Source organism: Yersinia sp. FDAARGOS_228 (genome assembly GCF_002073315.2).
GTDB lineage: Bacteria > Pseudomonadota > Gammaproteobacteria > Enterobacterales > Enterobacteriaceae > Yersinia > Yersinia intermedia.
In genome coordinates, this window is record NZ_CP020409.2 from 2356709 (window position 1) to 2382695 (window position 25987).

Sequence of the window (25987 nt, forward strand, 5' to 3'; positions counted from 1 at the left end):
CGAAGCAGGCAGGCGATACGTGCGCAAGCGCAGGGTTCCAAGGGGGACACGCGTTTGTGCCCCCCTTGGCGGTTAAGGCGACGGAGGTAAGTTAATCACTGAACTGATATCAACCGGACCCGAACACGAACACCTAATCGGTTACAACAATAATACTAATTTAACCCCAGCGCCTTTTTAACCCCATTACCGTAATCTGGGTGAACTTGGGTAAACAACGCAACCTGTCGGCGCTGAATCTCTTCCGGTACTTGTGATAATTCACCCGCAATGCGGGTAAACATCCGCTGATGCTCCTCTTCACTCAGTAGGTTAAACAGCGCCCGTGGCTGGGAGAAATAATCATCATCCTCACGGTGATTCCAGTGATCCGCCGCGCCTTCCAGTGTTAATGGCGGTTCGCTGAAATCAGGTTGCTCCTGAAACAGGCCAAAACTGTTTGGCTCGTAAGTTGCGCCATTGCCACTGTTACCATCAACACGCATTGCGCCATCGCGATGGTAGTTATGGAACGGGCATTTAGCACTGTTCACTGGAATTTGATGATGGTTCACACCTAAACGATAGCGTGCAGCGTCGCCATAGGAGAACAGCCGGCCTTGTAACATCCGGTCCGGTGAGAAACTCACCCCCGGCACCACGTTAGCCGGATTAAATGCCGCTTGCTCAACTTCGGCAAAGTAGTTTTCCGGGTTACGGTTTAGCTCGAAGAAACCAACATCAATCAATGGGTAATCACCGTGTGGCCACACTTTGGTCAGATCAAACGGGTTGTAAGGCGTTTGTGATGCTTCATGTTCCGGCATCACCTGAATTTGTAGATTCCAGCGCGGGAAGTCTTTGCGCTCAATGGCGTCATACAAATCACGTTGGGAGCTTTCCCGATCAGTTCCAACCAGTTTTTCAGCTTCATCATCCATAAGATTTTCAATGCCTTGCTGGCAGCGGAAATGGAATTTCACCCAAAAACGCTCATTATTGGCATTGATAAAACTGAAGGTATGGCTGCCGAACCCATGCATATGGCGATAAGATTTTGGCAGACCACGGTCACTGAAATCGATAGTTAACTGATGCAGAGACTCTGGGAGTTGGGAGAAGAAATCCCACTTATAAGTAGGATTACGCAGGTTAGTGCGAGGGTCGCGTTTAACAACGTGATTCAGGTCAGGGAATTTTAGTGGGTCACGTAGATAGAACACCGGCGTATCGTTACCCACTAAATCCCAGTTCCCTTCCTCGGTGTAATATTTCATGGCGAAGCCGCGAATATCACGTTCGGCATCGGCAGCACCACGCTCACCGGCCACCGTTGAGAAGCGGACAAACATTTCGGTTTGTTTGCCTATTGCGGCGAAAATTTTTGCGCGAGTATATCGGGTAATATCGTGGGTGACAGTAAAGGTACCGTAGGCACCGGAGCCTTTAGCATGCATGCGGCGTTCTGGGATCACTTCACGATCAAAATGGGCCAGTTTTTCCAAGAACCACACATCTTGTAATAGCATTGGGCCACGTCGGCCCGCAGTGACGACATTATTATTATCAACGACGGGTGCGCCCGCAGCAGTAGTTAATCCTTTCTTTTTGCTCATCATTTTCTCCAGTATAGCTGTTGAATTGATTGCTTTTTAGGGTGTTTACAGTATTACATTGTGCCAAAAGCCTGATTGACAAAATAATAATTTAAACAACAACAAGGGGTTATTCCTTGATCTCCACATTAGTTGTAGTCTTATTGGGTGTATTCAGCAAATAGGTACGCCTTATCGTTACCATTGTTAACATAAGGCCTGGCTATAAGGCGGTTATTTACAATCATTTGAAATACTGTGGTATTTAATCGGTTTTTTCGTGTGGTCATGCGGTTTATTTCGGTTAAACTCGGAAAGGAAAAACCTGTCGGCCAGAATTTGCTTGCGGGTGACATCACGAATAACGAGAGAAAAATATGAAAAAGCATTTAATCGCGTGTGCAGCCAGCCTGCTGTTTGTGGCGGGTTCGGCCAGCGCCGTAAGTTTTAATGGTGAAGTCGGCAGCGATTACACTAATTTAGGCTTTGGTATGGGTACCAATACTGGCGGATTGGCTATCAATGGTAACTGGGCGCGTAGTGATCACGATGGTGATATCTACGGACTGGGGCTGGGGTTCAACCTCCCTCTTGGCCCAATGATGGCAACGGTCGGCGGCAAGGGTATCTATATGTCACCGGAAGACGGTAGCAGCGGTGGTGCAATTGCGATTGGTGGCGGGTTAACTTATCCGATCAACAAATCGTTCACCCTGTACGGTGAAGGCTATTTCGCCCCGGAAGAATTGACCAGCGGCATGAAATCCTATAGCGAAGCCAACGGCGGCTTGCGCTGGAATGTATTCCGCCCATTAACTGTTGACGTCGGTTACCGTTATATCAATATGAAAGGTAAAGACGGACATCGGGATAACCGTGTGGCGGATGGCGTGTATATTGGCGCTGGCGTAGCATTCTGATTATCCTTCGTTCTTGAAGCCACAGGGGTGTTAGCTTCGCTCGCGAACCCGAATCACTTACTTGTGTAAGCTCATCGGGATGCGTTCGCTTGCTGCCTACCTGCGACGCCAATTACTTTGGATAATACATGAGTAATGTTTGATTAAAAAAAGGCGCATTCCTGACAGGATATGCGCCCTTTTAGTTGGGGAGGGTATTAACCGACAGCCGGTAATGCGCCGGTCACTATCCCCACCTGAATGGCAATGACCATCACACCACAGGCAAATACCGCAGCCAGCGCCGGTTTCCCACCCCAAACCCGATAGTGCCCCTGATGGAGCTTACGGGCTTTCCATGCCAGCATCGCCGGCAGCAGTAATGCCAAAACTGACAACGCCACTGCAGCAAAGCCCAACGCCATAATAAAGCCACGCGGATAAAACAGCGCAAACAATAGCGGAGGTGTGAAAGTGATAACGCCCGTTTGCAAGCGGCCTCGCACTGAATTACGACGTTTAAATAAGTCGGCCAGATAATCGAACAACCCTAAGGCCACACCAAGGAATGAAGTCGCCAGTGCCAGGTCTGCAAACAGGTGTACTGCCAGTTCAACGTGAGGTGAGGCCACGACATCGCGTACTGCTTGTAATAAGCCGTTCAAGCCCGCCTGTTGCGCCAATATACCGACAAAAGTGTGAGAGGAAATCGCCCCAAGCGTGGTTAATTGCCAGAAAATATAGGCAATCAGCGGAATGGCGCTGCCGATAATAAATACCCAGCGCAGCTTGCGGATATTGCCGCCCATATAATTGACGATGCTCGGCACGCTGCCATGGAAGCCAAATGAGGTGAATATCACCGGAATTGCGGAAAGCGCTAACCCTTGCTCCAGTGGTAGTGTCAATAGATTGGTTTTTTCAATATGCGGCATCATCAGTGCCAGCATCACAATCAGAAAAATTATTTTGGCGCTAAATAAGATGCGATTGAATAAATCAACTGAGTGGGTACCGATACAGACCACACCGCCTGCGACTAGCGTAAACAGTAATACGCCGAGTGAGGTCGGAAACGATTGTTGCGTCCACTGGCTGATACTGGTTGCCAGTAATTCACCGGCGCCGCTGATATAGGCAGCCGTCAGGGCATACATTAGAAACATCATACTGAAACCGGTCAACCATTGGCCCCGGTTGCCGAGATAGCGCTTGGCTAGCGTGCCAAGCCCGGTATCGGCTGCTTCATACTGATAAACTTCCACCAGCAGTAATGCGGTGTAACACATTAATATCCAAAGAGAAATAAGCAATACTAGCGTAACACCAAAACCCACGCCCGCTGCTGCCAATGGCATCGCCAACATACCTGCACCAATGGTGGTGCCGGCAACGATAAATATACTGCCCAGAGTGCGATTCTTCACGCTTTCCTCTACTACATGACAATTTATTGGAATTATTGAGTGCAGCAGAGTAGTGGATCGTCCTGTTTGTGTCAAATCGACGTTACGCAATGTGTAAACTTATAGTTACGTTTATTGGTGTATTGAAAGGTCGACTTTTATCGGGATTAATTATTCTGATAATAGATAAACGTTGTGTTTATGTAATCAGATTCATAAAGTGAATATATAAGCACTGACGGAGAAGAAAATGATCAGAGTTGAGATGTTGAGTACCGGAGATGAAGTGCTGCATGGGCAGATTATCGATACCAACGCAGCATGGCTGGCTGATTATTTATTTAATCAAGGCTTGCCGATCAACAGTAGGGAAACGGTCGGTGACTCACTTTCGGCACTGATAGAAGTACTGACTGAACGCAGTCAGGTTGCTGATGTGTTGATTGTTAACGGTGGTCTGGGGCCAACCAGTGATGATCTGAGCGCTCTGGCTGCCGCACGCGCAGCCGGAACGGAGCTGGTTGAACACCCGGAATGGATCGCGCGTATGGAGGCTTTCTTCCATGAGCGTGGGAGGGTGATGTCGGCGACTAACCGCAAACAGGCACATATTCCGGCCAATGCTGAAATGCTGGATAACCCAGTGGGTACGGCGTGCGGTTTCGCGCTACGGTTAAATAAGTGCCTGATGTTTTTCACCCCCGGCGTGCCATCAGAGTTTAAAGTGATGGTGGAACAACAAATCATGCCGCGTTTGCGTCAACACTTCGATGTGGCTGAACCCCCGCTGTGTTTACGTATGACCACTTTTGGCCGTTCAGAAAGTGATTTGGCGCAAGAGCTGGACCCACTGCGGCTACCGGACGGTGTGGTGCTGGGCTACCGTTCATCCGCCCCGATTATTGAATTGAAGCTGACCGGCCCTGCCTCGCAACATCAGGCGATGGAGCAGGTATGGCAGCAGGTGAGGGAAGTGGCAGGTGACAGCACGCTATTTGAAGGCACGCAAGGGCTGCCTGCATTGTTGGCCGAGCAATTGAACGGACGCGGCTTGCGACTGGCGGTGAGCGAACAATTTACTGGCGGGTTGATGAACTGGCAGTTGCAGAGTGCTGGTGTGCCATTGGCGGGCGGTGAATTGCTACCGGCGCATTGTCAGGAAACATTGGAAGAGATTGCCAGCCGTGCACAATCGTTATCTATGCTGTGTGGTGCGCAAGTGGTACTGGCGGTCGGTGCCATGCAAAATGATCACTTGAGCGTGGCTCTGTATACCCCTGAAGGAACATTTGCTCAAACAGTACGTTATCAGGCCAGCCGCCATGGTTTGCGCATTCGTCAGGAAAGCAGTGCGATGCTGGCGCTGGATATGGTGCGCCGTTGGTTGAATGGGCGCCCAGTATGCGGTCAGCATGGCTGGTTGGATGTGGTTAATATTTTGTAGTTAATTGATAATTCCCGATGATAATATAAAGGCGCAATATTAAAATATGCGTCTTTTTTTATTAATTTTATATTATTAATTAGGTGGCCTTGCTATTCTTATTGCTTAGTGACTTTATTTTTACCGCTTGTTTTGTTTTTATGTTTACGCTATTTTTACTTTATCAATTTAACTGCGAGCAAGTTATTTAAATATATTGTATATAAATGAATTTAATCTCGATATAGAATTAATATAACATATGGATGGTGTTAATGAATGAATATATTGTTAGATGCTTAATTTTGTTATTTAAAATCATGTTATTGATTATGTCACCGCTAACTTTCGCTGAAAACCGTCCCGGTTTTGTTTGCGGTAAATTTAATGGTCATGTAATGGAAGTGCCGAATAGCTATGTTTTTTACTGGACAGAATATAGCGGTACCAGCGCCTGGGGCTACAGTTTTACTGAAAATACAAAAGGGTGTGATACCGATTTCGTAGCATTACCGATGATAATAAATTGGCCGGATATGCAACCTGGTGATAAATCACTATGGTATAAGAAAAAAGAAAATTTTGGTGGAATAAGAGTAAGTATTCACCCGTTAAAACGACCTGACACCGATATGAATTATAAGCGTGATGTTTATCTTGAAAAACAAAATGATAAAGTATTTGAACCTGTGGTTGATCTTGATGAATTAGAATTGTTTTCTGTCAAGGTAACCAAAAAAATAATTAGAAAAAACACAAGGGACAAAAAAAGTAATTATTGGCTAGATAAGGATGTCATTACTTATTACTGGTCAGAGGTTGATGGGCGAGTACCGGTAGTATTTGACTGTAAGTGGTTACCGATGAAGAAAATATATTATCTTTGTGAATCTTGGTTTATCATGCCGGAAATAGGCTCACTGGTTAGGATTATTTTCACCATAGATAAACTTCCTCAGTGGCAAGCTATTGTGAATAATACTCAGCAATTTATTTTATCGCATATTAAATATTAAGGAGAATAATGATGTCTCCTGATATAAACACCAATTGGTTATTAAATAATAAAACTCAAATGAGAAGGTTAATACTGTTACTTTTAATAATGTCACCACTCGGATTTGCCGAAAATCGCCCCGGTTTTGTTTGTGGTAAATTTAATGGTTATGTAATGGAAGTGCCGGATAGCTATATTATTTACTGGGCGGAATATGAAGGGGCCAGTGCCTGGGATCCTGACTTTATTAATAATAAAAAAGGTTGTGATGCTAATTTTGTGATGCTGCCAATGATCGCCAGTTGGCCGGATATGCAGCCGGGGGATCAGGAGCTGTGGTATAAACAGGGGCTGGAGTATGAGGGATTAGCAATCAGCGTCGAGCCATATATACGATCTGATACTGATGTTGCTTTTATGCGCGATGCCTATCTTAGACTTAGAAAATACGAGAATAAAACCTTTGATCCAGTTGTTTATATCGATAAATTAGGGCTATTTTTCGTTAAAACCACCAGAAAATTATTCCGGGCAGAACCACAGGATAGGAATAGCCCTTATTGGTTTGATGAGGATGTTAATGGTTATTACTGGGCAGAAGTTAACGGACGGGTGCCGGTGGTATTTGACTGTCAGTGGTTACCGTTGGAGAAAAGATATTATATCTGTGAGGCCCTTTTTGTGATGCCAGAAATAGGCTCACTGGTTGAAGTGATTTTTACAGTAGAAAAATTACCGCAATGGAGAGCCATTGTTAGCAGTACTCAGCAGTTTCTTTTATCGCATATTAAACGTTAAGGAAGGTAATTATGTTCCCTAAGATAAATATGAGTAGTTTGTTATGTGATAAAACACGAGTGAGATATTTAATAGCATTATTGATAATGTTTTCACTAATGATGCCACCATTTGCTTCTGCCGAAAATCGCCCCGGTTTTGTTTGTGGTAAATTTAATGGTTATGTAATGGAAGTGCCGGATAGCTATATTATTTACTGGGCGGAATATGAAGGGGCCAGTGCCTGGGATCCGGACTTTATTAATAATAAAAAAGGTTGTGATGCCAATTTTGTGGTGTTACCAATGATCGCCAGTTGGCCGGATATGCAGCCGGGGGATCAGGAGCTGTGGTATAAACAGGGGCTGGAGTATGAGGGATTAGCAATAACTGTCAGACCATTTAGACGATCCGATATCGACATCACCTATAAGCGTGACTTTTTTCTAAGAAAACAAAATGATAGAACCTTTGATCCGGTTGTTTATATTAATGAATTAGGGCTTTTTTTTGTTAAAGCCACCAGGAAATTAAACCGATTCCCACCCGTAGAGAAAAATGATCCTCATCGGTTTGATGAGGATGTTAATGGTTATTACTGGGCAGAAGTTAACGGGAGGATACCCGTGATATTTGACTGTCAGTGGTTACCGTTGGAGAAAAGATATTATATCTGTGAGGCCCGTTTTGTGATGCCAGAAATAGGCTCACTGGTTGAAGTGATTTTTACAGTAGAAAAATTACCGCAATGGAGAGCCATTGTTAGCAGTACTCAGCAGTTTCTTTTATCGCATATTAAACGTTAAGGAAGGTAATTATGTTCCCTAAGATAAATATGAGTAGTTTTTTATGTGATAAAACACGAGTGAGATATTTAATAGCATTATTGATAATGTTTTTACTAATGATGCCACCATTTGCTTCTTCTGAAAATCGCCCCGGTTTTGTTTGCGGAAAATTTAATGATCATGTAATGGAAGTGCCTAAAGAATATATTATCTACTGGGCGGAATATGAAGGGAAAAGTTCCTGGACGCCTGGCTTTACTAAAAATAAAAAAGGCTGCGATGCCAATTTTACCTCTTTACCCATGATCGCCAGTTGGCCGGATATGCAACCGGGGGATAAATCGAAATGGTATAAACAGGGGCTGAGGTATGAAGGGCTAAGAATGCGTGTTGAGCCATTTAAACGCACAGATACTGATATCACCTTTAAACGTGACTTTTTTCTAAGAAAACAAAATGATAGAACCTTTGATCCAGTTATTTATATCGATAAATTAGGACTATTTTTCGTTAAAGCCACCAGAAAATTATTCCGGGCAGAACCACAGGATAGGAATAGTCCTTATTGGTTTGATAAGACGATTAATGGTTATTACTGGTCAGAGGTTGAGGGGAAAGTGCCGGTGGTATTTGACTGTCAGTGGTTGCCGTTAGAGAAAAGATATTATATCTGTGAGGCCATTTTTGTGATGGCGGAAATAGGTTCACTTGTTCGCATCTTTTTTACAGTAGAAAAATTACCGCAATGGAGAGCCATTGTTAGTAGTACTCAGCAGTTTCTTTTATCGCATATTAAACGTTAAGGAAGGTAATTATGCTACAGCAAAATAGCAATGCAGGTAAGTTACAACTTAATGCCGCCGATCTGGCCTGCGCCCGGCAATTATTAGAAGCCCATAAGGAGAGTAAAGACCCCAGCCCGATGTATGATTTTTTTGCCAGCAAAGGCGATCGCTATGCCATATTAGCCAATGGTGTGGCCAAGGGGGATTCTATCGCGGGTGCCATGGCTATTCACAATATGGAAAGTGTGGGGGGCCGTCATAATAAACACCTCACTGAAACGGATATTAAGTATATTCGTTATGATATGGCGCACGGCTATCTTGATACCCAGCAAAACAGGCTGGACGAAAGCCTGACAGGAATTATCTATGGTGATATCGGCCATGAGCAAGCTGCACAGTTTCACAATAGTGTTTTTGAGATGCATGGATTACCGCCAGAGGCCTGGACGTTAACCGAGGTTTTCAACGCGATGACTGAAGATAGTCGGCCAATTTATTGGGAACAGACGTTGAGCACAGGCGGCAGGCCATTTGAAGAACTAAAGCACTCGTTTAAAACCTATCAATTGATGGCTTACAGCTCGTCGTTTGGTCCTGATGATACCCAAAAAAGCACCCGCCAATGGTTGGACAGAATGGATTCTCTCCCAGGCTATTGGGCCTTAGCCAAAAGCAGTACCAGCCAACTCTTTAGCTCCGACGAAGAAGTCGCACCAGTCTCAACCGAGATGTGCCCTATCGACATCAATATCACCCCAACCCCACAAGCGGTTCAGCGCATTGCCGATGAAGATCAGGCCCAGCGCGATGTCACCAACGGCTATCTGGTGAATAAACCCACTCACAGTTTCTCCTTTACTGACGGCAGCCTGGATAAAACCGATTTTGCCTCGGTGCAGATGGGCGCTATGGCATCGGGCGGGGTTCGCCCAGGGGAAGTTCAGCTTGATCCCAATATCCAGCCCAGCCGCTATTTATCTGATTACTATCTGGAACGACCCAGTTATATGCTGCCGGAAACCGGGCTGTTTGATGCCGCCACGCTTAATGGCTTATCAGCACAAACCACGGTAAACACTTATGTTGACCCGCTGCTGCTGGATTTAAGTGGCAAGGGGGTCTCCATGACCGGCATTGAAGATGGGGTGCTGTTTGATACCGATAACAGTGGCACGCTGAAACGCACCGGCTGGGCAGGGCCGGATACCGGTATGCTGGTTATCGATAATGGCAGCGGGAAAATCGACAATATCAGCCAAATGTATTCGGAATATTACGGTGGCACGGCCGGTGTGAAGGGTCAGCCGGGGGAAAAACGCTATCAGGATGGTTTTGCCGCGCTGGCCAGTGAAGATGATGATAGCAATGGCGCGATTGATAAACATGATCCAATCTGGCACAAATTGCGTATTTGGCAGGATAGCTCCCATAACGGCAGGGTCGATCCCGGTGAGTTGAAAACGCTGGATGACTGGGGGATTACGCAAATCAAAGTTAACGCTAACGCGGTTGAGGATAATCGTCAGGGCAATAGGGTGCTGGCGCGTGGCGTTTTTGTGATTAACGGCAAACTGCAAGAAGTGCTGGCGGTGAATTTTGTCAGTTCACCGGTGAGTAACACCGTCACTAAGCGTGGTAATGAGGGGGCAATTATTCGTTCTGTCACCGATGAAACGACCACCACCGCTTATGTGCATCTTGCTGATAAAGGCGCGGCGTTATCAGCCAATATTCTGAAAACAAATAATATCTATGGCGGCAGCAGGGATGACATCTTAACCGCCAGCCCTAAAGGCAGCTGGTTAGTCGGGCGTGGTGGCAGTAATACCTATATTGGTAAGAGCGGCAACGATGTGTTTGTTATCAGCGCCAGTGATGATCCAACGCGAATTCGTGGCAATGGCGGGCGCGATACCGTGTTGATTGTCGGCGATAAAGGGGTAGCGCTGAATATGGCGCGCAGTGGTATCACTATTGCGCAGGGCGGCGATGGTGACGACATTATTGTCAGTGGCGGCAATAACAGTGTGTTTATTAAAGGCGGTAACGGCAACACCACACTGGTCGGCGGCGGCGGTAATGACGTACTGGCCGGTGGCAGTGGCAAGAACCGTATTGTTGGTGGTAGCGGTAAAGCGGTTATTTATGCCGGATCACAGGGCGATACCATCTATGCCGCTGAGCAGGGCAGTATCATCCACGCTGGCGGTGGGGCAGATCGCATTTATGGCAATAAGGGCCATGATGTGATTGAAGCCGGTCAGGGCAATGCGCTCATTGATGGTGGCGGCGGTATCAATCTGGTCACCCTGCATGGCAGCTATGCAGATTACGCCATTACCCGCACTGACAGTGGCTACCAGATAAGGGATAGCGTGGCTGGTCGCGATGGTACTCTGACACTGAAAAATATTCAAAAACTGAATTTTGCTGATATCTCTGCGGTAGATCTGAATACCAATAATATTATTCCAGTCGATGATGTGTTGTCGTTTAGTCAAACAGGCAGAGCCATTCATCGGCACTGGGTGCAGCGTATTCCGGCTGCCCGCTTGCTCGCCAACGATTTACAATTTAATGACGGAACGCCTGGCTACCTATCTTCGGTCGGCGATGCGGTGGGCGGCACGGTCAAGCTTAATCTTCAAAAGGATGTAATATTCACACCTGATAGAACATTCACTGGAGTAATGAGTTTTAAATATCAAGTCAAGAGTGCCACCGGTGATCAGGCTATTTCTGTGGTTGATTTATCCAGCGGAGAATCCGCGCTGATGCGGGCAACGGTAACGCTATTAACACCCGATATCCCGCAAGATCCTTTGGTCGCCAAACAAACGTATTTAAATAAAATCAATGTGATACCTGTCTGGTCTGATTATACCGGTAAAGGTGTGCGCATTGGTCAGTTTGAACCGGGTGGGGAGTTCGCCACCGGCCCAGAGGTTTTTGATATTCAACACCCTGATTTAGCCGCTAATGTTGACCCCTCCTGGCTGGAAACACAAAAGAGCGCCGGAACATTGCCCGCCGATGTTTCCAACCATGCCACGATGGTGGCAGGTGTGATGGTGGCGGCAAGAAATAATATCGGTGGGGTGGGAGTGGCCTATGATGCCACTTTAGGTGGGCACTATCTCAGTAATGATGGCGCGGATTTTACCACCCTGGGTAAGATGTCCAGTTATGATGTGGTTAATCATAGCTGGGGGTTCAAACATGATTTTGCCCTGAGCAATTTATCTGGTAGCAGTGTCAATTTACCGAATATCCTGAACTCGACGCTGCAATATGCGGCAGAAAATGGCCGTGGCGGATTAGGCACCATTATTGTTAGTGCGGGAGGTAATCAGCGCGAACAGGGTGGCAGTGCGCAGGGTTCACTTATCAATAACAGCCGCTTTGGTATTCAGGTCGCGGCGGTCAATGCGCTGGCTGATCTTTCAACCCTTCAGACGCGTTCAGCGCCTTTTTCTAACTCTGGAGCCAGCTTGTTAGTCTCGGCTCCTGGTAGTCAGGTTCTTTCCAGCAGCAACCAGCTTGAAACCGAGCGCGGTGCGGTGTTTGGGGCTAAATACAGCACCGAACAAGGCACCAGTTTTGCCGCGCCGATTGTTTCAGGGATTGCCGCATTGATGTTGCAGGCTAATCCGAATCTGGGTTACCGCGATGTGCAACAGATCCTCGCCTTGTCGGCCCGTCGGGTGGATGACTCAGGCACCCAATGGCGCAACAATAATGCCAAAAATTGGAATGGTGGCGGTATGCATGTAAGCCATGATTACGGTTTTGGTGCAGTGGATGCGCGGGCGGCACTGCGTTTAGCTGAAACGTGGATCCCCCAACAAACCGGTGCTAATCAGCAGGTCTTGGAGAACAGCTATGAGTATTGGCATTGGGGGCAGCTCTCCGCTGGGGAAACAGACTCTTCATATCTCACTCTGGGTGATAGTCTCAATGTTGAGCAGGTCGAAGTTGATTTTAGTGCCAATGTAGGCCGCCTGGGGGATTTGACTGTGAGATTAGTCTCGCCGGGTGGCAGTGAAAGCATTCTACTGGATCGTGTCGGCAGAAAGAATACAGCAAATGGCCCACATACTACTGATACCGGTAGTACTATTTCAGGTGATTTTAACTATACCTTTATGTCCACACATCATCGTGGCGAGAAATCTGGCGGGAACTGGCAATTAGCGGTTAAAGATGCCAGCAAGGGGTTACCTGTCAGGCTGAATAGTTGGTCATTACGATTGTTTGGCAGCAAGCTGAATGCAGATGATACCTATTTTTATACTGACGAATTTGCCGCTCAAGTAGAAGAACAACCAGCACGAGCATTGCTTGATGATGCGGTAAATGGCACGGTAGGTGGGCGTAATACGTTGAATATGGCGGCGATCTCCGGCAATGTTGTGGCTAACTTAGCCAGCGGAAACGCTAAGTTAGGCAGGGCTAATCTGACGCTTCGCTCGCCAGAGGCTATCCATAATTTGTTCAGTGGTGATGGTGACGATAGCCTCACTGCAGGTGGTGGTGGTAGCTTGCTCGACGGTGGGCGGGGCAAAAATGTGCTAACAGGGGGCACAGGTAAAGACGCTTTTGTGGTTCGTCAGCGCGCCAATGGCCGGGATGAGATAATCAATTTTGATGCCAACAATGGAGAAACTATCCATCTGGTGGGTTTTTCTGGTTTAAAATTTAGTGAGTTAGAGTTGATGCAATTGCGGACTGACACCCGAATCTCACTGCCAGATAAGCAAAGTATTATTATCAAAAATCGACAAGTTAATACGTTCGGGCCACAAAATTTTGTCTTTCAGAATACCTTTAGGGCTCCTGTCGGCTATGTAGACAGCACGGTATTGATAAATGACTCAGTGCCAGCAGAACCCGAGCAAATGGGTATTATGCTCAACGGAGGGGCCAGTGGCGTCAGTTTAACGCTTGGGGAAAATGGTAAAATGATTGCCTCACTCGCGGGAACGGTCTATCAGCGCAAGGATGCAGAGCCTGGTGTGTTTGTGGTGGTTCCCCAAGAGGAACAGTCGGATTATCGCAATACTGTGCGGGGGTTCCGACATGGTATTGATAAAATTGATTTGAGTGCCGTGGGGATTCGGAGTTTTAGTGAATTAACGGTGACGAAAAGAAACGCGGTGATTATTAATGGGCTTGCACTTATCCAAGGAGTAAATGTTGACTCTTCAGCACCCAACACTGAAGGGGAGAGTATCAACCTGATGTATTTGGATGGGTTGGATGTTGAGCAACTCGATGCGAATGATTTTATTTTTTCAGCCACCGAAGCCATGCAGGCGGATGCTTCAGTCGTTTATAACGATGTGGCACAACTGATGACTATCATGCCTGAATTTACTGGCTCTAACCCAGAATTAACCAGCGTTTATCCACAGCTTAAAATGCCTCAGTTCCTGGTTCATACCCTGACTGCAAGCAGCTATGCGCCATGAGCAGGTTATTAGCGACATAATTTAGATACCCACTCAGTTGAATGGGTATTTTTAATGTGGGTTTTTAATGATTTTGCTTATGGTTTATTTTACTTGTGCGTTTCTTATATCTTTGCCTGCTTCCCAAATGCGGTATTTCACATCAACTCCTTTGGGTACATAAACCACGATCGGCAGGCGGCTGTTGTAGCGCTGCATAGCGGCGTCCCCCAAATTAGCGGCGACAAATTGTGGATGGCGGCGGTTATCCGGGCATGCCATCATCGTCGAAGCTGGTGGTGAGATTTTATCCATCACCAGATAGTCAAAGCCCCAGCCAGATAAGGTTCTGGTTTCCAGCGTGCCGCCGAGCATATGGCGGTTGCAGTCAACTTCTAGCGTCTTACCAATTAACAACTCCACTTTAAAGCGGGTTTCATCTTGCTGTGGTTCAAGGAAAATAACCTGACGGCTCATGCCTTTTTCAGGCTGCGGGTACGGTGCAATTTTATCTAACGGCTGCTGCGGGTCGAGTGGCTGAGGTGTCGCCGCCATGGTACTGACCGATACTGCCATTAGCAGACTGGTTATTGCGATTGGAAGTCTTTTCATTTTTGTCCCTATGATTTTAATTCCAGATGCAAAAATATCATCTATTCAACAGGCTGATTATAGGTGAAATCCGATTGGCTGATTTATCTATTTGATACCCTAAATAATTCGAGTTGCAGGAAGGCGGCAACTGAGCAACAAATTGGTCGGGAACCGATTTGAACAGCATTTATGCTAGCCCGTAGGGTGAGCCTCAAGGATGAGGCTCATTAATCCCCAGGAGCTTACACTGGTAAGTGACTGGGGTGAACGAAGGCAGCCAACGCACAAGCAGCTTGAAGTATGACGGGTATATTAAAGCTCGATTTCAATATCGCCCTTTGGCTGGCAGCAACAGGGCAGAATTTCACCGCGCTGAATAAAGGCCAGTGGTTGCTGATGATAGCTAACTTCGCCTTTTAGTAATCGCAGGCGGCAAGAGCCGCAATAGCCAGAGCGGCATTGGTATTCGATCTGTACCTGATGGTGTTCGAGGGTTTCCAGCAGATTGCGGCTATCAGCAGGGCGGTTAAGTTGAACACCGGTGGTGCTCAACTTGATAATGGATTTCATGGATTACAGCTCGAAATCACTCAGGTCGTCAGCACTGACTTCTGAATCGATCTGACCGACCAGATAAGAGCTGACTTCAACTTCCTGCGGTGCCACCTGCACGTTATCAGACACTAACCAAGAGTTGATCCACGGAATAGGGTTGGTTCGAGTAGCAAACGGCACACCCAGCCCCACAGCCTGCATGCGGATATTGGTGATGTACTCTACGTACTGACACAGAATCTCTTTGTTCAGACCAATCATGGAACCGTCACGGAACAGGTATTCAGCCCATTCTTTCTCTTGTTGGGCAGCCAGAACGAACAGGTCATAACACTGCTGTTGGCACTCTATGGCAATTTCGGCCATTTCCGGGTCATCTTCGCCAGAACGCATCAAATTAAGAATATGTTGGGTACCGGTTAAATGCAGGGCTTCATCGCGGGCAATCATTTTGATGATTTTGGCATTGCCTTCCATCAATTCGCGCTCTGCAAAAGCAAAGGAGCAGGCGAAACTGACATAAAAACGGATGGCTTCCAGCGCATTGACGCTCATCAGACACAGATAAAGCTGTTTTTTCAGCTCATGCAAATTGACGATGACAGTTTTACCATTAACTTGATGGGTACCTTCCCCCAGCAGGTGGTAATAGCTGGTCATTTCGATCAAATCATCATAATAGGCTGAGATATCTTTCGCGCGTTTGAGGATCTCTTCGTTAGTCACGATATCATCGAAAACTATCGACGGGTCGTTCACGATATTGCGGATGATATGGGTGTACGAGCGTGAGTGGATAGTTTCTGAGAATGACCAGGTTTCCACCCAGGTTTCCAACTCTGGAATTGAGATAAGCGGCAGTAAGGCAACGTTAGGGCTGCGGCCCTGAATTGAGTCCAGCAAGGTCTGGTATTTCAGGTTGCTGATAAAAATGTGTTTTTCATGATCTGGCAGTGCGTTGTAATCGATACGATCACGGGAGACATCTATCTCTTCTGGACGCCAGAAAAATGACAATTGTTTCTCAATCAGTTTTTCGAAAATAGCGTGTTTTTGCTGGTCGAAACGCGCCACGTTAACGGATTGACCAAAGAACATCGGTTCGAGCAACTGGTTATTTTTATTTTGCGAAAAAGTGGTATAGGCCATGATTTCCTCAGGGGACAACAATGCAAGGGCAAATGAAGAATGGCCCGGCGATAACCGTATTTGCGATTACCGCGCAGGGCCAGAACTAAAAATCAGATCTTACATGCGCCGCCTTCACAGTCATCATCACCCGGCTGGCTTTGAATATCTTCCTGCACATCATCAGCACCGTCGCGGGTGTTTTGATAGTAAAGGGTCTTCACACCAAATTTGTAGGTGGTCAGCAAATCTTTCAGCAACTGCTTCATCGGCACTTTGCCAGATGGGAAGCGGGTTGGGTCATAATTGGTGTTAGCTGAAATCGCCTGATCGACGAATTTCTGCATTAAGCCGACCAGTTGCAGGTAACCATCATTATTTGGCATATCCCACAGTAGTTCGTAAGCATCTTTCAAACGTTCATATTCAGGCACAACTTGGCGTAAAATACCATCTTTCGAGGCTTTGATACTGACGTAACCGCGTGGTGGCTCGATACCATTAGTGGCATTCGAGATCTGCGAAGACGTTTCAGATGGCATCAGCGCAGACAGTGTGGAGTTACGCAGGCCGTGAGTCTTAATATCGTTACGCAGCGTTTCCCAATCGTAGTGTAGTGGCTCGTTGCTGATGGTATCCAAATCTTTCTTATAGGTATCGATCGGCAAAATACCCTGCGAATAGGTGGTTTCATTGAACCACTGGCAGGCACCTTGCTCACGAGCCAACGCGTTAGAGGCTTTCAGCAAGTAGTACTGAATCGCTTCGAAGGTGCGGTGAGTCAGGTTATTGGCACTGCCATCGGAATAACGCACGCCATTCTTCGCCAAATAGTAAGCAAAGTTAATCACCCCAATACCTAAGGTGCGGCGGCCCATCGCGCCACGCTGTGCGGCGGCAATAGGGTAATCTTGATAATCGAGCAAGGCATCCAGCGCACGTACAGCCAGTACCGCCAACTCTTCTAAATCGTCAAGGCTATCAATGGCACCTAAGTTGAAGGCTGACAGGGTGCAGAGCGCAATTTCGCCATTCTCGTCATTGATGTCATTGAGCGGTTTGGTTGGCAATGCAATTTCCAGACACAGGTTTGACTGCCGTACAGGGGCAATTTTCGGATCAAACGGGCTGTGGGTGTTGCAGTGGTCAACGTTCTGGATATAGATACGGCCGGTCGAAGCACGCTCTTGCATCATCAGAGAGAATAACTCAACCGCTTTTACCCGTTGCTTACGGATGCTGCTGTCTTGCTCGTATTGGGTATAAAGGCGTTCAAACTCATCCTGATCGGCGAAGAACGCGTCATACAATCCCGGTACATCCGATGGGCTAAACAGGGTGATGTCTTCACCTTTTAGCAGGCGTTGATACATCAGCTTGTTGATTTGGACGCCGTAATCCATATGGCGCACGCGGTTGCCTTCAACACCACGGTTGTTCTTCAACACCAGCAGGCTTTCAACTTCCAGATGCCACATCGGGTAGAACAACGTAGCCGCGCCACCGCGCACACCACCTTGTGAACAGGATTTTACCGCCGTCTGGAAATGTTTATAGAACGGAATACAACCAGTATGGAAGGCTTCACCACCACGGATTGGGCTACCTAACGCACGGATACGACCCGCATTGATACCGATACCGGCACGCTGTGACACATATTTAACAATGGCACTGGAGGTGGCATTGATAGAATCCAGGCTGTCACCGCACTCGATCAACACACAAGAGCTGAACTGACGAGTTGGGGTACGCACCCCTGACATAATCGGTGTTGGCAGTGAGATCTTAAAGGTGGAAACGGCATCATAGAAGCGTTTCACGTAATCCAGGCGAGTTTCACGCGGATAGTTCGAGAACAGGCAGGCGGAAACCAGAATGTACAGGAATTGGGCACTTTCATAGATCTCACCGCTGACGCGGTTCTGCACCAGATATTTACCCTCCAACTGCTTAACGGCAGCGTAGGAGAAGTTCATATCGCGCCAATGGTCGATGAAAGTGTCCATCTGTTCGAATTCTTCTGCGGTGTAATCTTCCAGCAGATGCTTGTCGTATTTACCCATCTCCACCATTTTCGATACATGATCGAACAGTTTCGGCGGTTCAAACTGGCCGTAGGCTTTTTTGCGCAAATGGAAAATAGCCAGACGGGCGGCCAGATACTGATAGTCAGGCGCATCGCGCGAGATAAGATCGGCCGCTGCTTTAATAATGGTTTCATGGATATCGGCAGTCTTAATGCCATCATAAAACTGAATGTGTGAACGCAATTCTACTTGAGATACCGAGACGTTATGTAAACCTTCTGCGGCCCAGTCGATGACCCGGTGGATTTTATCCAGATTGATGCGTTCTTTGCTGCCATCGCGTTTAGTAACAAGTAGGCTTTGGTTCATGTGTTCTTGACCTTTTATCCCCGTTCTTCATGCACAAACAGCACAAATCTACACTCTCTATGATTACGAAAATCATTGAGGCTGTAGTGTATTGTTCAGTATGTAAACACTATATGTAGGGGGTGGGTAGTGGATAGATAACAAGATAGTGAGTATTGCGGCTTTTGGCAAGTGAACAAGATCGCTTAATTGTGTGGATAACTTGGGGGTGAATTGTTACGAAATGCTCTCAGACTGCGCCATCACTGGCTCTTACCTACTGTCGCTCTGGGGGATAAGATTTTACTGAAAATCTTAAAAAGTGGATCGTTTGCCGGTTTATTAAACATTAGAAAAATCCCCTTCATCTTTCGCGCCGTAGCGGTGTTGGCTATCCTCACTCACCCCAGTCACTTAGTGGACTAAGCTCCTGGGAGTTTGTTCGGTTGCCGTCTTGCTACAACGCGAAATCTATTGGGTATTGTTTGATTTTTACACTACCCACGCGATGGATTTATTCGCTATCCCGTTGAGTATGCACCATATAATTCACATCAACATTACCGCCAAGCTTAAAATGATCTGTTATCGGATTGTAATGTAGCCCGATAATGTGGCGCTCACGCAACAGGGTTTGATCAACCCAGCCGATAAGTTCTGATGGGCGAATAAATTTTTTCGAATCATGGGTGCCTTTCGGAACCATTTTCAATATATATTCTGCACCGACCACGGCCATCAGCCAGGATTTGGTATTGCGGTTAATGGTGGAGAAGAATACGTGACCACCGGGTTTGACCAATTGAGCGCAGGCGCGGATAACCGAGGCGGGATCAGGCACGTGTTCCAGCATCTCCATGCAGGTCACCACATCGTAGTGTTGTGGGTGCGCTTGCGCGTGGCTTTCAACTGTTTCTTGCACATAATCCAGTTTGGTACCCGTTTCCAGCGCATGTAGGCGAGCCACTTGCAACGGCTCATAGCCCATGTCCAGACCGGTGACATGTGCTCCTTCCCGAGCCATGCTTTCGGCCAAAATTCCACCACCGCAACCGACATCCAGCACTTTCTTATCAAAAATACCGCCAGAGCGCTGTAAAATGTAATCAAGACGCAGCGGGTTAATGCGATGAAGAGGTTTGAATTCACCTTCTAAATCCCACCAGCGAGAGGCAACCGCCTCAAATTTAGCGATTTCTTGCTCGTCGACATTCTGATGGCTAGCTGTGTTATCTACACGCATGGAGAGTTCTCACTGTTCTGTTTCTTTGTGTCGATTATACATGTTCGCTCCCAATTGATGCAGAATAATACCGCTAAGTTGGGTGGATCAGCCCGACATAAAGTCGTTTCGACAAACATCACGTAGTTTCGCCAAAATCTGGGTTTTGTGATATAGTTTCGTACCTTTAAATCCGGTAATTAGTAGAGGGATAGCGGCTCAATGAGCGACCTTGCCAGAGAAATAACACCGGTCAACATCGAGGAAGAGCTGAAAAGCTCCTATCTGGATTATGCGATGTCCGTTATTGTCGGACGTGCTTTACCAGATGTCCGGGATGGACTGAAACCGGTGCACCGTCGCGTACTGTATGCGATGAATGTACTGGGTAATGACTGGAATAAACCATACAAAAAATCGGCCCGTGTAGTCGGGGACGTTATCGGTAAATATCACCCGCATGGTGACAGCGCGGTCTACGACACAATTGTGCGTATGGCCCAGCCGTTCTCACTGCGCTATATGCTGGTGGATGGGCAGGGCAACTTCGGTTCCGTCGATGGCGACTCCGCTGCGGCGATGCGTTATACCGAAATCCGTATGTCTAAAATTGCTCACGAATTGTTAGCGGATTTAGAAAAAGATACCGTTGACTTCGTGCCTAACTATGATGGTACGGAACAGATCCCCGCAGTGATGCCAACCCGAATCCCTAACCTGTTGGTTAACGGTTCGTCTGGTATTGCCGTTGGGATGGCAACCAATATTCCGCCACATAACCTGTCTGAGGTTATTGATGGCTGTCTGGCCCTGATCGAAGATGAAAACATCACCATTGAAGGGTTGATGGAGTTCATCCCTGGCCCAGACTTCCCAACAGCCGCCATTATTAATGGTCGCCGTGGTATTGAAGAGGCTTATCGTACTGGCCGTGGCAAGGTCTATATCCGTGCCCGTGCTGAAGTTGAAGCCGACGCGAAAACTGGCCGTGAAACCATTATCGTTCACGAGATCCCGTATCAGGTGAACAAAGCGCGGTTGATTGAGAAAATCGCTGAGCTGGTCAAAGAGAAACGCGTAGAAGGCATCAGCGCGTTACGTGATGAGTCTGATAAAGACGGCATGCGTATCGTGATTGAGATTAAACGTGACGCCGTCGGGGAAGTGGTTCTAAATAACCTCTATTCACTGACGCAACTTCAGGTGACTTTCGGTATCAATATGGTGGCTCTGTCTCAAGGGCAGCCTAAATTGCTTAACCTGAAAGACATTCTGGTTGCATTTGTGCGCCACCGCCGTGAAGTGGTTACCCGTCGTACCATTTTTGAACTGCGTAAAGCGCGTGACCGCGCGCACATCCTTGAAGCATTGGCAATTGCACTGGCTAACATCGATCCGATTATCGAATTGATCCGCCGTGCCGCCACCCCTGCTGAAGCAAAAGCGGGCTTGATTGCCAACTCATGGGAATTAGGCAACGTTGCGTCAATGTTGGAACGTGCCGGTGATGACGCTGCCCGCCCTGAGTGGCTGGAAGCTGAATACGGTATCCGTGACGGCAGATATTTCCTCACCGAGCAACAAGCTCAGGCAATCTTGGATCTGCGTTTGCAGAAACTGACGGGCCTGGAGCATGAAAAACTGCTGGATGAGTATAAAGAGCTGCTGACCTTAATTGGTGAGTTGATCTTTATTCTGGAAAACCCGGATCGCCTGATGGAGGTTATCCGCGAAGAATTAGTGGCTATCAAAGAGCAATATAACGACGCACGTCGTACTGAGATAACGGCTAATACTTCCGACATCAACATCGAAGATCTGATTAATCAGGAAGATGTGGTTGTGACGCTGTCCCATCAGGGCTACGTCAAATATCAACCGCTGACGGATTACGAAGCTCAGCGCCGTGGTGGTAAAGGTAAGTCAGCTGCTCGTATCAAAGAAGAAGACTTCATTGATCGTCTGTTGGTTGCCAATACCCATGATACTATTTTGTGCTTCTCCAGCCGTGGCCGTCTCTATTGGATGAAGGTCTATCAGTTGCCGGAAGCCAGCCGTGGTGCACGTGGTCGTCCGATCGTGAACTTATTGCCGCTTGAGCCAAATGAGCGTATTACCGCCATTCTGCCAGTGCGGGAATATGAAGAAGGTCGTCACATCTTTATGGCTACCGCCAGCGGCACCGTGAAGAAAACCGCTTTGACCGAGTTCAGTCGTCCACGCAGTGCCGGTATTATTGCCGTCAATCTGAATGAAGGCGATGAGCTGATTGGTGTGGATCTGACCGATGGCAGCAATGAAGTCATGCTGTTCTCCGCATTGGGTAAAGTGGTTCGCTTCCCTGAGTCACAGGTCCGTTCGATGGGCCGTACTGCGACCGGTGTACGTGGTATCAACCTCAATGGCGATGATCGGGTTATTTCTCTGATTATCCCACGTGGTGATGGCGAAATCTTGACTGTGACTGAAAACGGTTATGGTAAGCGTACCGCAGTGGAAGAGTACCCAACCAAGTCTCGTGCGACTCAGGGTGTTATCTCCATTAAGGTCAGTGAGCGTAATGGTAAGGTTGTGGGGGCTGTTCAGGTGGCACCTACCGACCAGATCATGATGATCACCGATGCGGGCACGTTGGTACGTACTCGCGTATCTGAAGTGAGTGTCGTGGGGCGTAATACCCAAGGTGTGACGCTGATCCGTACCGCAGAAGATGAACATGTCGTCGGTCTGCAACGTGTTGCTGAGCCAGAAGAGGATGATGAAATCCTTGATGGCGAATCATTAGACGGTGAAGAGGGCGGCGAAGATAATGCTGCACTGAACACACCAGAAGATGATGATGCTGCTGATGAAGCAGAAGAAGGCGACGCTGAAGACGAGGATGACAACGTATAATGCGTTGTTGAAAACAAGAGCCAGCTTACGAGCTGGCTTTTTTATGGCTTATCGGTAGTGTATTCTGTTGTTCACGCAGCCTGTCCGGCAATGCTTTTCATCATGGGATCAGATTGAAATATCTCTCTTCATTTCGCACGACACTGAAAATATCCCGTTACTTGTTTCGGGTATTGGCCATCATGTTATGGTCACTTGGCGCACTGCTGACCACTTTTTATATCCTGAATATTCTCAACGAAAAAAAATCAGATATCCGTCAGGAATATAATACTAACTTTGAACAGGCGCAGAGCTACATCAGGCACTCCGCCGATATTATCCGTGATATCAAGTATATGGCGGAAAACAGATTAAACCAGGACTCGGCAAGCAGTGAGATCGCTGCTGGCGCTTTTATCAAAAACAAAACGACACCACAATATCATCCGCTTAGTGCCGGCGCAGATTGTGCTGCACTTAATTCATCGCGTCACTCTTCATTAAATTCTCTTAGTAACCTTATCCTGTATTGGAAAGAGAACTTTGCCGCTGCCTATGACCTTAACCGGATATTTTTTATTGGTAGCGACACGCTGTGCATGGTGGATTTCGATATTCGTAATACCCCGATGGAGCAGGAGAGTCTGCTTAAGTCATTGAATGAGAATATTTTAAAATATCGAGATGCTAAAAATCAGGATAAAGACAGTACGCTGTATTGGATAGTACCGGGTGTGCGGCCTGAGATTGGCACCTTATATGTTCTGACCCCCCTTTATGTGGGGAACAAGCTAGAAGCGATGGTGGGTACTGAGCAAACTATCCGCCTGGAAGATTTTATCTCTCCTGGGTCATTGCCTATCGGCGTGACATTGCTTGATGAGGATAATGAGCCGGTATTACGGTTAGCGACAGGGGAACGATATGCGTCGATATTGGACGATTACCCCGACTCTCCGTTTTATTTTGGCTATGTTGATGATTACAACTCTCTTATTCTAAAAAAGAATTTACTGCCATCAACACTCAGTATCGCTTATTCCTTACCAGTTAGAACGATAATAGATGCATTCAAGTTATTAATTTTTAATGCATTTCTTCTGAACGCACTTTCTGGTGTCGTGATCTTTACTCTGGCGTGGCTATTTGAGCGAAAAATGTTCCATCCGGCAGAAGATAACGCCTTGAGGCTGGAGGAACATGAGCAGTTCAACCGTAAAATTGTCGCTTCGGCTCCTGTCGGCATTTCTATTCTGCGCATTAGTGACGGGACTAATATCCTCAGCAATGAATTGGCACATAACTATATTAATTTGCTGACGAATGAGGATCGCGAACGTATTACACGCATTATTTGTGAGCAGCAGGCAAACTTTGTCGATGTCATGACCAGTAATAACAATAATCTGCAAATTAGCTTTGTTCACTCCCGTTATCGCAACGAAGATGTGGCTATTTGCGTGCTGGTGGATGTTAGCTCGCGGGTCAAAATGGAAGAGTCACTGCAAGAGATGGCAGCCGCAGCGGAGCAGGCCAGCCAATCAAAATCGATGTTTTTAGCCACGGTCAGCCACGAGTTACGCACACCACTATATGGGATTATTGGTAACCTCGATTTATTGCAAACCAAAGAGTTACCGCACGGTGTTGATCGTTTGGTGACGGCGATGAATAATTCATCAGGCTTATTACTCAAAATTATCAGTGATATCCTCGATTTTTCTAAAATAGAATCTGAACAACTGAAAATTGAGCCGAGTGAGTTTTCTACCGTGGAGGTGATAACCCATATTACGGCTAACTATTTACCGCTGGTGGTTAAAAAACGATTAGGCCTCTACTGCTTTATTGAGCCTGATGTCCCACGGCAGATGCTAGGTGACTCGGTGCGCTTGCAACAGGTGATTTCTAACCTGTTAAATAATGCCATAAAATTTACAGATACTGGCTGTATTATCTTGCAGGTACGGGTGCGCGGCGATTATCTGGAATTCCGGGTGCGAGATACCGGCGTGGGGATTAATTCACGTGAAATTAACCAGTTATTTGATCCCTTCTTCCAGGTTGGAACCGGGGTGCAGCGCCATTTTCAGGGTACCGGATTAGGTCTGGCTATCTGTGAGAAGTTGGTCAACCTGATGGATGGTGATGTTGAAGTGGTTTCTGAACTGGGGATGGGCAGTATTTTTGCTATCCGCATTCCAGTGTATTTGGCCGAAAATGGCAATCAGGCCAAAAATGCGGTATTGCCACAAAGTGACCGTTGGCAAGGGAAAACGTTATGGTTAGATATTCGTAATGCGCGGCTAGAGAGCTATTTACTTGATCTACTTAGCCATTTTGGTGCCACGATCCAGCGTTACAGTAATGAACAGACTTTGCAGGAGCAAGTGCTGATTTGTGATTACTTACCGCAAATAAATGCACCGCTATCGACGTGGATTCAAATCTCCATTGAGCACATTGGTTTGCCACAAGAGACACGTCCAGGCTATTGGTTACTGAGTACATCGACCCTGCTGGAGATAGTCCCGCTATTGGACCAGATATTGCTTGAGCAGCCATTGGTTGAGAATGCACCATTACAGTTGCCAGCCCCGAAAGCAAATCAGGATGAAAATGCAGACCTGCAAATTCTGGTTGTGGACGATCATCCGATTAATCGCCGGTTATTAGCTGATCAGCTCACTACCTTAGGCTACCAAGTCATTACCGCGAATGATGGGTTGGATGCTCTGGCAGTATTGAGTGCCAATAATGTCGATATTGTACTGACTGACGTGAACATGCCAAATATGGATGGCTATCGTTTGACTCAGCGCCTGCGTCAGCTAAATCACCACTTCCCCATCATCGGTGTAACAGCTAATGCATTAGCTGAAGGCAAACAACGGTGCATTGAAGCAGGGATGGATAACTGTTTGTCCAAGCCAGTGACACTGGATACATTGCGCCAGATGTTGGTTTACTATAGCGACAAAGTCCGCCGTTCACGTTAAAGCCTTCGTACTTGAAGCCGCAGGGGTGTTAGCTGCAACTCCAATTACTTTGGCTTAAGGCCTGATACTGGAAGCTACGGGGAGCGGTTTAAGCAGTTTGGTTGGTTATAACGAGAGTTAATACATTAATAG

16 protein-coding genes are annotated in these 25987 nt (G+C 47.0%); 9 read left to right on the plus strand and 7 right to left on the minus strand.

All coding sequences use genetic code 11. The features are described 5' to 3' along the window. Positions 1–155: 155 nt before the first annotated feature. Complete coding sequence (locus A6J67_RS10880; RefSeq protein WP_170930834.1) at positions 156–1595, minus strand: catalase; 1440 nt, start codon at positions 1593–1595, stop codon at positions 156–158. Positions 1596–1951: 356 nt separating this feature from the next. On the opposite strand from A6J67_RS10880, the gene A6J67_RS10885 reads away from it, so the two are divergent. Next, on the plus strand, positions 1952–2494 hold the full coding sequence (locus A6J67_RS10885; protein ID WP_005191235.1) for a YfaZ family outer membrane protein: 543 nt from the start codon (positions 1952–1954) through the stop codon (positions 2492–2494). A 197-nt stretch (positions 2495–2691) separates the two neighbouring features. Here the strand turns inward: A6J67_RS10885 and tyrP are convergent, their stop codons facing one another. Beyond that, positions 2692–3900 carry a tyrosine transporter TyrP gene (tyrP, locus tag A6J67_RS10890; RefSeq protein ID WP_042568314.1) on the minus strand — a complete coding sequence of 403 codons (1209 nt, stop codon included), beginning with the start codon at positions 3898–3900 and terminating at the stop codon, positions 2692–2694. A gap of 229 nt (positions 3901–4129) precedes the next feature. Between tyrP and A6J67_RS10895 the strand changes: the two genes are divergently transcribed. The 6 genes from A6J67_RS10895 to A6J67_RS10920 all read left to right on the plus strand — a co-directional run bounded on the left by A6J67_RS10895 (position 4130) and on the right by A6J67_RS10920 (position 14123). After that, positions 4130–5323, plus strand: coding sequence for a nicotinamide mononucleotide deamidase-related protein YfaY (locus tag A6J67_RS10895; protein ID WP_032907617.1), 1194 nt, complete (start codon positions 4130–4132; stop codon positions 5321–5323). A gap of 254 nt (positions 5324–5577) precedes the next feature. Beyond that, positions 5578–6318 carry a hypothetical protein gene (locus A6J67_RS10900; protein WP_050296720.1) on the plus strand — a complete coding sequence of 247 codons (741 nt, stop codon included), beginning with the start codon at positions 5578–5580 and terminating at the stop codon, positions 6316–6318. 11 nt (positions 6319–6329) lie between these two features. Further along, positions 6330–7097, plus strand: a complete 768-nt coding sequence (locus tag A6J67_RS10905) for a hypothetical protein (protein ID WP_050288622.1) — start codon at positions 6330–6332, stop codon at positions 7095–7097. 11 nt (positions 7098–7108) lie between these two features. Then, the gene (locus A6J67_RS10910) at positions 7109–7882 is read left to right on the plus strand and encodes a hypothetical protein (protein ID WP_074010336.1); all 774 of its coding nucleotides are present in this window, start codon (positions 7109–7111) and stop codon (positions 7880–7882) included. Between the two features lie 11 nt (positions 7883–7893). Beyond that, a complete protein-coding gene (locus A6J67_RS10915; protein WP_151426807.1) occupies positions 7894–8667 on the plus strand; it encodes a hypothetical protein in 774 nt (257 codons plus the stop codon). Positions 8668–8678: 11 nt separating this feature from the next. Beyond that, on the plus strand, positions 8679–14123 hold the full coding sequence (locus A6J67_RS10920) for a S8 family serine peptidase (RefSeq protein WP_050296718.1): 5445 nt from the start codon (positions 8679–8681) through the stop codon (positions 14121–14123). Between the two features lie 84 nt (positions 14124–14207). On the opposite strand, the gene eco is transcribed toward A6J67_RS10920, so the two are convergent. The 5 genes from eco to ubiG all read right to left on the minus strand — a co-directional run bounded on the left by eco (position 14208) and on the right by ubiG (position 20000). Then, entirely contained in the window at positions 14208–14714 is a 507-nt protein-coding gene (gene eco, locus A6J67_RS10925; RefSeq protein WP_050074756.1) for a serine protease inhibitor ecotin, read from the minus strand. Positions 14715–15008: 294 nt separating this feature from the next. Next, positions 15009–15266, minus strand: a complete 258-nt coding sequence (yfaE, locus tag A6J67_RS10930) for a class I ribonucleotide reductase maintenance protein YfaE (RefSeq protein WP_042568309.1) — start codon at positions 15264–15266, stop codon at positions 15009–15011. 3 nt (positions 15267–15269) lie between these two features. After that, on the minus strand, positions 15270–16400 hold the full coding sequence (gene nrdB / locus A6J67_RS10935; protein ID WP_005192400.1) for a class Ia ribonucleoside-diphosphate reductase subunit beta: 1131 nt from the start codon (positions 16398–16400) through the stop codon (positions 15270–15272). Between the two features lie 92 nt (positions 16401–16492). Next, entirely contained in the window at positions 16493–18778 is a 2286-nt protein-coding gene (nrdA, locus tag A6J67_RS10940; protein ID WP_005192398.1) for a class 1a ribonucleoside-diphosphate reductase subunit alpha, read from the minus strand. Positions 18779–19271: 493 nt separating this feature from the next. Further along, entirely contained in the window at positions 19272–20000 is a 729-nt protein-coding gene (gene ubiG / locus A6J67_RS10945) for a bifunctional 2-polyprenyl-6-hydroxyphenol methylase/3-demethylubiquinol 3-O-methyltransferase UbiG (protein ID WP_042568307.1), read from the minus strand. Between the two features lie 201 nt (positions 20001–20201). On the opposite strand from ubiG, the gene gyrA reads away from it, so the two are divergent. Both gyrA and rcsC read left to right on the plus strand, forming a co-directional pair. Further along, a complete protein-coding gene (gene gyrA / locus A6J67_RS10950; RefSeq protein WP_005192395.1) occupies positions 20202–22874 on the plus strand; it encodes a DNA topoisomerase (ATP-hydrolyzing) subunit A in 2673 nt (890 codons plus the stop codon). Between the two features lie 113 nt (positions 22875–22987). Further along, a complete protein-coding gene (gene rcsC / locus A6J67_RS10955; protein WP_080608165.1) occupies positions 22988–25855 on the plus strand; it encodes a two-component system sensor histidine kinase RcsC in 2868 nt (955 codons plus the stop codon). Positions 25856–25987: the final 132 nt, after the last annotated feature.

What these genes read in the sequence shown, in the direction of transcription:
- A6J67_RS10900 (WP_050296720.1), top strand. Translation starts at nt 5,578, where the DNA reads ATGAATGAATATATTGTTAGATGCTTAATTTTGTTATTTAAAATCATG.
- nrdB (WP_005192400.1), bottom strand. Translation starts at nt 16,400, where the DNA reads ATGGCCTATACCACTTTTTCGCAAAATAAAAATAACCAGTTGCTCGAA.
- nrdA (WP_005192398.1), bottom strand. Translation starts at nt 18,778, where the DNA reads ATGAACCAAAGCCTACTTGTTACTAAACGCGATGGCAGCAAAGAACGC.
- A6J67_RS10910 (WP_074010336.1), top strand. Translation starts at nt 7,109, where the DNA reads ATGTTCCCTAAGATAAATATGAGTAGTTTGTTATGTGATAAAACACGA.
- A6J67_RS10920 (WP_050296718.1), top strand. Translation starts at nt 8,679, where the DNA reads ATGCTACAGCAAAATAGCAATGCAGGTAAGTTACAACTTAATGCCGCC.
- eco (WP_050074756.1), bottom strand. Translation starts at nt 14,714, where the DNA reads ATGAAAAGACTTCCAATCGCAATAACCAGTCTGCTAATGGCAGTATCG.
- A6J67_RS10915 (WP_151426807.1), top strand. Translation starts at nt 7,894, where the DNA reads ATGTTCCCTAAGATAAATATGAGTAGTTTTTTATGTGATAAAACACGA.
- A6J67_RS10880 (WP_170930834.1), bottom strand. Translation starts at nt 1,595, where the DNA reads ATGAGCAAAAAGAAAGGATTAACTACTGCTGCGGGCGCACCCGTCGTT.
- A6J67_RS10905 (WP_050288622.1), top strand. Translation starts at nt 6,330, where the DNA reads ATGTCTCCTGATATAAACACCAATTGGTTATTAAATAATAAAACTCAA.
- ubiG (WP_042568307.1), bottom strand. Translation starts at nt 20,000, where the DNA reads ATGCGTGTAGATAACACAGCTAGCCATCAGAATGTCGACGAGCAAGAA.
- gyrA (WP_005192395.1), top strand. Translation starts at nt 20,202, where the DNA reads ATGAGCGACCTTGCCAGAGAAATAACACCGGTCAACATCGAGGAAGAG.
- A6J67_RS10895 (WP_032907617.1), top strand. Translation starts at nt 4,130, where the DNA reads ATGATCAGAGTTGAGATGTTGAGTACCGGAGATGAAGTGCTGCATGGG.
- A6J67_RS10885 (WP_005191235.1), top strand. Translation starts at nt 1,952, where the DNA reads ATGAAAAAGCATTTAATCGCGTGTGCAGCCAGCCTGCTGTTTGTGGCG.
- yfaE (WP_042568309.1), bottom strand. Translation starts at nt 15,266, where the DNA reads ATGAAATCCATTATCAAGTTGAGCACCACCGGTGTTCAACTTAACCGC.